Origin of the sequence: Bacillus sp. JAS24-2 (genome assembly GCF_008274905.1) — a bacterium.
GTDB classification, from domain to species: domain Bacteria; phylum Bacillota; class Bacilli; order Bacillales; family Bacillaceae_G; genus Bacillus_A; species Bacillus_A cereus.
The window spans coordinates 267,501-275,000 of record NZ_CP031068.1 but is presented as its reverse complement, the minus strand read 5'-3'; the positions used below and the strand labels follow the sequence as shown (position 1 = coordinate 275,000).

The window sequence follows — 7,500 nt, the reverse complement described above, 5'->3', positions numbered from 1 at the left end:
CCAAATATATTCAAGTTAATTTGAACTCTAGACTTAACTTGTGTGGACGTTTTCCTCCAACAAAACTAGCAACCTTATTTTAACAAATACTAGTATATAATTAGAGAGTTGTTGTACTATCAATAAAACTCTATTAGAAGCAGGTGAAGATATGAAAGATATACGTATCCTTATAGCAGACGACGATAAAGAAATCCGAAATTTATTAAAAATATATTTAGAACGAGAATTATACATGGTAGACACTGCAATCAACGGCGAAGAAGCCTTGCATTTATTTAATCAAAATAAATATAACCTCGTTATATTAGATCTTATGATGCCCAAAATAGATGGAATCGAGGTATGTAAAAAACTTAGAGATAAAACTAACGTACCTATATTAATGCTCACAGCTAAAGATCACGAAGTTGATAAAATTTTAGGTTTAAGCATTGGTGCTGATGATTATATTACGAAACCTTTCAGCATTCACGAAGTAATTGCACGAGTAAAAGCTCTTATGCGGCGTTTTTTAGTTCTCGGAAGTAACAATACTGCTCAAGAAAAAACAACTTTATCTTTTAAAGGACTAACTATCAATTTAAATACATACACAGTTCATACAAACAAAGAAGAAATTAGCTTAACCGGAAAAGAATTGGAACTGTTAAAATTCTTTACTTCAAACCCAGGGCAAGTATTTACAAAAACACAGCTCTTCCGAAATGTGTGGGACGATAATTATATAGAAGATGACAATACCGTTATGGTACATATTCGAAAACTTAGAAAGAAAATAGAAATTGACCCTTCCAATCCAAAATTTATTCAGACTATATGGGGAATTGGTTATAAGTTTGTAGGTGAAAAGCTTGAAGACTGATAAAACCCTCTTCCTTATTTCATTACAACTTATCATTTGCGGGATTTTAAACATACAAATGGGCCCAAGATTAAAAATGTCTTTATTTATTATCCTTATCTTAATTACAATTTATCTCTTCTTTTCAAGAATACAATTCATTCAACATCGTAAAGCAATGGATACTAAATTAAGTCGTGTACTAAAAGGAAACTTACAAACGAGATTATTCACAAGCAATGACCACTCATTACATAATATCGTTTTTTCAATAAACGAGCTAATAGCTAAATTAGAGCAGGTTCAGATTGAAGCCAAAAGATCCGAGGAATCCAGAAAACAACTTTTGTCTAGTATCTCCCACGATATACGAACACCACTCACCTCCATCATCGGATATATAGATGCTTTGAAAGACGGAGTTGCTGCTTCTGAAATAGAAAAACAAGAATATCTTAAAATACTCTATATGAAATCAAATAACTTAAAGCACCTAGTTGATGAAATATTCAATATGGCGAAGCTAGACGCTAATGAATTTCCACTAAAAGAAGAAGAACTCGACTTTTCTGAAGTTACTAGAGAAGTTTTGATTGAATTTTTACCTGAGCTCTCAAAACATAACATCGAACTGCAAATTCTCATACCAGATTCTACTTGTCCTATCATCGCAGATCATCTAAGCATTATGCGGATTATCGGTAATTTAATGAAAAATGCAATTTATTACGGAAAGGATGGGAAAACAATAGGAGTCGAACTGCTAGAAGCTGATGCAGAATACAAACTTCATATTTGGGATCAAGGCCCTGGTATTCCAAAACATGATTTACAAAACATATTTGAGCGAATGTACCGAAGCGAACAATCAAGAAACTCTTCATTTGGTGGTAGCGGTCTCGGACTCTCTATTTCTAAAGCACTCGTTGAAAAAAATGGTGGGCATATATGGGTTGAAAGTACTCCATGGAAACGAACTACTTTTGGCTTTTCTATTCCAAAACACAATACTTTTAAGAAATAGTTAAGAAATGATTAATATGCAGTTAAGCCTTCCTTTTTATGATGTAAGTAAGAACTTATAGAAAGCAGGTGTCTCCTATAAATACAATTATAAAAACGACTAACCTTACTAAAGTATATGGCAATCAAAAATCAGTAGATAATTTAAATATTAATGTTCAACAAGGAGAGATTTATGGCTTCATAGGCCGCAACGGTGCTGGTAAAACAACAACCATTCGTATGCTGCTTAGTCTTATAAAACCTACAAGTGGAACGATTGAAATATTCGGAGAGAACTTATTCCAAAATCAAAAAGATATTTTAAGCAGAATTGGTTCTATAGTTGAAGTTCCAGGATTTTATGAAAACTTAACTGCAAAAGAAAACCTACTAATTAATGCAAAGATAATTGGGGTTCACAAAAAGAATGCTATCGAAGAAGCATTAGAAATAGTAGGCTTGCAGCATGAGACAAAAAAGTTAGTAGGAAAGTATTCTTTAGGAATGAAGCAACGCTTAGGAATTGCACGCGCTCTTCTCCATTATCCTGAGCTACTCATATTAGATGAACCAACTAACGGACTAGACCCTATTGGTATTAAAGAAATGCGAAAACTTATTCATTCTTTAGCTCAAGAAAGAAATATAACAATACTCATTTCTAGTCACATATTAGCCGAGATAGAACAGTTGGTCGATCGTATCGGAATTATTCATGAAGGAAAGTTACTAGAAGAAGTTTCTCTTGATACGCTGCGCAAAGCAAACCGTAAGTACATAGAGTTTCAAGTGAATAATGACGATAAAGCTGTGATGTTATTAGAAAATCATCTTCAAATTTTTGATTATGAAGTACATGATGAAGGAAATATTCGTATTTACTCTCATTTTGGACAACAAGGATACATAAACAGAACGTTTGTTCTTAATGGTATTGAAGTATTAAAAATGATGATAAGCGAAGATAGACTAGAAGATTATTTCACCAAACTAGTTGGAGGTGGAACAATTGGTTAATCTACTCTATACAGAACTCTTAAAACTAAAACGCTCTAATATGTTTTTAATTAGCATTATTGGTGCTGGTGTCGCACCTTTCTTAGTTGTAGTAGCCTCTTATATACATATAAAAACAAAACAGCCTACTCCAACTATTTGGTTCCATCAATTATTCACTGACGTTAACTTATATACTACTTTAGTTATAGGATTCCCCTTATATGGAGTAGTGGTTGCATATTTGCTTACCCGCGAATATGCAGAAGATACACTGAAAAATTTACTAACTATCCCCGTGTCGCGCATTAGCTTTATTATAAGTAAATTCATCATTCTCTTTCTTTGGATTATGATGCTAACTTTAGTCGCTTGGGCACTTACTTTAATATTAGGGCTATTGGGGAACTTCCCTGGCTTTAACATTTCTTTACTTTTAGGTTCTTTCCTAGAATTTTTAATATGTGGTGGACTTCTCTTTCTATTGTCTTCACCTATTGTGCTACTAACTCTTGTAATGAAGAGCTATGTACCGCCCATTATATTAACAGTCATTATTACAATGACTAATCTTATGCTCGTAAACTCCAAGCATAAAGATTTATTTCCGTGGACCGCTACTCTAGATATCGCAAATAACGAATTACAACCGACATATCCACCAGAGTATTCTTATATCATCATTGCAGTAACGACAATTTCCGGATTTATTGCAACACTATTCTATTTTAAAAAAGTAGACATTCATTAATTTGTAGGAGTGAAACTATGAGCGATATCATTATTGCCTTCATACTCGGTATTGTAGAAGGATTAGCTGAATTTTTACCTATATCCTCTACTGGCCATCTTATATTAGTCGGGCATTTATTAGGCTTTGAGGGAGAAAGAGCGAAAACGTTTGAAATTGTTATTCAGCTAGGCGCAATTTTAGCCATTGCAATTTTATATCATAAACGTCTCGTTTCTTTATGTAATATTAAGCCACTTCTACAGAAAGAAAAAAATTCAACGCGTTCCATGTATTTCTTGGCGTATTTCCGGCAGTGGTTGCTGGTTTGCTACTACATGATATTATTAAAACATACTTATTCCAGCCATACACTGTTGTGATTGGACTTGTAGCAGGTGCAATTCTTATGCTCTTTGCAGAAGTAAAAAAGAAAGAGGCAGCAGCCTATTCACTGGACGATTTAACATACCGCCAAGCTTTAACAATCGGATTATTTCAGTGCTTAGCAGTATACCCTGGCTTCTCTAGAGCTGGCTCTACTATCTCTGGAGGTCTATTAGCAAAAGTAAATTATAAGACTGCATCTGAATTCTCTTTTCTAATAGCTCTTCCTGTAATGATTGGGGCTACAGGCTTAGACTTACTAAAAAGTTGGAAGTATTTAAGTGTCGATGACATCCCTATGTTTGCGGTAGGATTCATTACCTCTTTTATAGTAGCGATGCTAGCGGTAGTAACTTTTCTAAAGCTTTTAGAGAAGATAGGTTTAAAACCTTTTGCGTACTATCGTATTTTGTTGGCTATCTTATTTACGCTTTTCGTATTGCTATAGATTCATATAAGTCACATATTATTAAACTGATATTCAATTTAGAATATCAGTTTTTTCATCTATTTTAACTCTAGTATTACTCACTTCAATATGGCATAGTGATAATAAACTACCATTCATAATCTGAACGTTCTTTAAGTAACTACATCCTTTATCATAAAATGCAATTGGAAAATTAAAGATCCCATATATGTACAGAACATATTTACAAACTATATTCACTCCACATAGTATCTTTTTAATTTGCAACACACCGCTACAACTTTTAAATGAGTACAAAGACATACTAAATAAGTAAGTAAGTAAATTTCCTAGGAATTATAAAGAGACTAAATATGAATTAGAGTGAGGTAACAATAAAAATGAATCAATTAGCACAGACATATTGGGATACTTATTGGGGAAACAACAAAAAACCAGAATCTGTTACAGCTTGGCAATTTGGGGATGCCCCTAATTATCTTGCACAACTAGTAATTGACGGTATTAAAACCGCTACATGCTCCGGTCACATTTTTTATGAATTAGAACATGAATCACTACCGACTACTATTGATTATAGTATTATACTCAATAGTAATGATGAACCTGTAGCTATTATTAAGACAATAGAAGTAACTGTAACACCAATGAATGAAGTAAGCGAAGAATTCGCTATCGCTGAAGGCGAAGGAGATCGTACTTATAATTACTGGAGAGACACCCATGTTCGTTTTTTTACAAAGGAACTAAATGAGCTTGGTCTTAATTTCTCTGAAGATATGTTACTCGTCTGTGAGCGTTTTGAACTTGTTGATGTGAACAATAAAGTGAAATTTTAATAAACTGAGATTTACCAGCCATTCTTATTTTTATAAAACACAAAAAAGACGAGTCATTCTGACTCGTCTTAAAGTTGCTTGGCGACGTCCTACTCTCACAGGGACAAGGTCCCAACTACCATCGGCGCTAGAGAGCTTAACTTCCGTGTTCGGTATGGGAACGGGTGTGACCTCTCTGCCATCATCACCAAACTATGAAGGCATATTCCTTCAAAACTAGATAACATTTGCTACATATTATATGGTTAAGTCCTCGATCTATTAGTATTCGTCAGCTCCACATGTCACCATGCTTCCACCTCGAACCTATCAACCTGATCATCTTTCAGGGATCTTACTAGCTTACGCTATGGGAAATCTCATCTTGAGGGGGGCTTCATGCTTAGATGCTTTCAGCACTTATCCCTTCCGCACATAGCTACCCAGCTATGCCCTTGGCAGAACAACTGGTACACCAGCGGTGCGTCCATCCCGGTCCTCTCGTACTAAGGACAGCTCCTCTCAAATTTCCTACGCCCACGACGGATAGGGACCGAACTGTCTCACGACGTTCTGAACCCAGCTCGCGTACCGCTTTAATGGGCGAACAGCCCAACCCTTGGGACCGACTACAGCCCCAGGATGCGATGAGCCGACATCGAGGTGCCAAACCTCCCCGTCGATGTGGACTCTTGGGGGAGATAAGCCTGTTATCCCCGGGGTAGCTTTTATCCGTTGAGCGATGGCCCTTCCATGCGGAACCACCGGATCACTAAGCCCGACTTTCGTCCCTGCTCGACTTGTAGGTCTCGCAGTCAAGCTCCCTTATGCCTTTGCACTCTACGAATGATTTCCAACCATTCTGAGGGAACCTTTGGGCGCCTCCGTTACACTTTAGGAGGCGACCGCCCCAGTCAAACTGCCCACCTGACACTGTCTCCCGGGTCGATAAGACCCGTAGGTTAGAATTTCAATACAGTCAGGGCGGTATCCCACCAGCGCCTCCACCGAAGCTAGCGCTCCGGTTTCAATGGCTCCCGCCTATCCTGTACAAACTGTACCAAAATTCAATATCAGGCTACAGTAAAGCTCCACGGGGTCTTTCCGTCCTGTCGCGGGTAACCTGCATCTTCACAGGTACTATAATTTCACCGAGTCTCTGGTTGAGACAGTGCCCAAATCGTTACACCTTTCGTGCGGGTCGGAACTTACCCGACAAGGAATTTCGCTACCTTAGGACCGTTATAGTTACGGCCGCCGTTTACTGGGGCTTCAGTTCAGAGCTTCGCTTACGCTAACCCCTCTCCTTAACCTTCCAGCACCGGGCAGGTGTCACCCCCTATACTTCGCCTTACGGCTTCGCAGAGAGCTGTGTTTTTGCTAAACAGTCGCTTGGGCCTATTCACTGCGGCTTTCCGTTAAGAAAGCACCCCTTCTCCCGAAGTTACGGGGTCATTTTGCCGAGTTCCTTAACCAGAGTTCTCTCGCACACCTTAGGATTCTCTCCTCGCCTACCTGTGTCGGTTTGCGGTACAGGCACCTTTTATCTCGCTAGAAGCTTTTCTTGGCAGCGGGGAATCAAAGACTTCGCTCCATAAGGAGCTTCCCCATCACAGCTCAGCCTTTATGATAAGCGGATTTGCCTACTTATCAGCCTAACTGCTTGGACGTGCACAACCAATCGCACGCTTCTTCTATCCTTCTGCGTCCCTCCATTGCTCAAACGATAAAGAGGTGGTACAGGAATATCAACCTGTTGTCCATCGCCTACGCCTGTCGGCCTCGGCTTAGGTCCTGACTAACCCTGAGCGGACGAGCCTTCCTCAGGAAACCTTAGGCATTCGGTGGACGGGATTCTCACCCGTCTTTCGCTACTCATACCGGCATTCTCACTTCTAAGCACTCCACCAGTCCTTACGGTCTGACTTCACTGTCCTTAGAACGCTCCCCTACCACTGATACCATTGGTATCAATCCGCAGCTTCGGTGGTGTATTTAGCCCCGGTACATTTTCGGCGCAGAGTCACTCGACTAGTGAGCTATTACGCACTCTTTAAATGGTGGCTGCTTCTAAGCCAACATCCTAGTTGTCTAAGCAACTCCACATCCTTTTCCACTTAATACACACTTTGGGACCTTAGCTGGCGGTCTGGGCTGTTTCCCTTTTGACTACGGATCTTATCACTCGCAGTCTGACTCCTAAGGATAAGTCATTGGCATTCGGAGTTTGACTGAATTCGGTAATCCGATGAGGACCCCTAGTCCAATCAGTGCTCTACCTCCAAGACTC

Annotated in this window: 5 protein-coding genes, 2 rRNA genes and 1 pseudogene (1 of these 8 cut by a window edge); 6 read left to right on the top strand and 2 right to left on the bottom strand. The window is 38.7% G+C overall.

The features are described from left to right. The first annotated feature begins 151 nt into the window (after window positions 1-151). The 6 genes and pseudogenes from DN407_RS01590 (at window position 152) to DN407_RS01560 (ending at window position 5,231) form a co-directional block, all read left to right on the top strand. On the top strand, window positions 152-865 hold the full coding sequence (locus DN407_RS01590; RefSeq protein ID WP_000651991.1) for a response regulator transcription factor: 714 nt from the start codon (window positions 152-154) through the stop codon (window positions 863-865). Continuing rightward, window positions 855-1,868 (top strand): sensor histidine kinase, encoded by a 1,014-nt coding sequence (locus tag DN407_RS01585; protein WP_000845334.1) that lies wholly within the window; start codon window positions 855-857, stop codon window positions 1,866-1,868. The genes DN407_RS01590 and DN407_RS01585 overlap by 11 nt, the downstream gene beginning before the upstream one ends. Window positions 1,869-1,936: 68 nt before the next feature. Further along, window positions 1,937-2,866 carry an ABC transporter ATP-binding protein gene (locus DN407_RS01580; protein WP_000074580.1) on the top strand — a complete coding sequence of 310 codons (930 nt, stop codon included), beginning with the start codon at window positions 1,937-1,939 and terminating at the stop codon, window positions 2,864-2,866. After that, window positions 2,859-3,596, top strand: coding sequence for an ABC transporter permease (locus tag DN407_RS01575; RefSeq protein WP_000247716.1), 738 nt, complete (start codon window positions 2,859-2,861; stop codon window positions 3,594-3,596). The genes DN407_RS01580 and DN407_RS01575 overlap by 8 nt, the downstream gene beginning before the upstream one ends. A gap of 17 nt (window positions 3,597-3,613) precedes the next feature. Further along, a pseudogene (gene uppP / locus DN407_RS32855) lies at window positions 3,614-4,410 on the top strand (undecaprenyl-diphosphate phosphatase UppP). A 362-nt stretch (window positions 4,411-4,772) separates the two neighbouring features. Next, window positions 4,773-5,231, top strand: a complete 459-nt coding sequence (locus DN407_RS01560) for an ASCH domain-containing protein (protein WP_001072418.1) — start codon at window positions 4,773-4,775, stop codon at window positions 5,229-5,231. A gap of 76 nt (window positions 5,232-5,307) precedes the next feature. Here the strand turns inward: DN407_RS01560 and rrf are convergent. Next, a 5S ribosomal RNA gene (gene rrf / locus DN407_RS01555) occupies window positions 5,308-5,423 on the bottom strand. Window positions 5,424-5,472: 49 nt separating this feature from the next. Then, window positions 5,473-7,500, bottom strand: a 23S ribosomal RNA gene (locus DN407_RS01550); it runs 894 nt beyond the window's last position.